This is a genomic window from Micromonospora sp. DT4 (assembly GCF_049841675.1).
In the GTDB taxonomy this organism is placed as follows: Bacteria; Actinomycetota; Actinomycetes; order Mycobacteriales; family Micromonosporaceae; genus Micromonospora.
Genome location: NZ_JBNCKT010000382.1, coordinates 1 through 501, shown reverse-complemented (window position 1 = coordinate 501; position 501 = coordinate 1). Strand labels below are relative to the sequence as shown.

Here is a 501-nt window from a genome sequence, read left to right as displayed (position 1 = left end):
AGACCACCGCGATCGTCGTCGACGACCTCGACGGCTCCACCGACGACGTCGGCACCTACCAGTTCGCCTTCAACGGCGTCACCTACGAGATCGACCTGTCCGCCAGCAACTTCGACCGGATGGCCGCGGCATTCGGCCCGTTCATCACCGCCGGACGCCGCCTACCGAAACAGCCCCGGGCACCACGGCGGCAGCACGGCACCACGACCGGCCGCGCCCACACCCAGGAGATCCGCACCTGGTGGTGGACCACGAACTGGCAGGAGCTGAACCTGCCCCGACCACGAACCGGGGGCGTCATCCCCGCCGCGGTGCGCGACGCCTACCACGCCGCGCACTGACCCCGATCCCCGATGCCGCCCGGCGAGCTATCGCCGGGCGGCACACCTGCGCGCGTCGCCGGAGTCCCGCACTCCGGGCAGAGGACTTGATCAATGCCCGATCCGAAGCGTGCATCAGTGCACGCGCCTCACTCACCGACCCCTGCCGACGGCAGGAGAA

1 protein-coding gene is annotated in these 501 nt (G+C 70.3%); it reads left to right on the top strand.

The window, feature by feature from the left end; genetic code table 11:
- On the top strand, positions 1-341 hold a 341-nt coding region (locus ACLQ24_RS30210), incomplete at its 5' end, for a histone-like nucleoid-structuring protein Lsr2 (protein ID WP_425895134.1).
- Positions 342-501 lie beyond the last annotated feature (160 nt).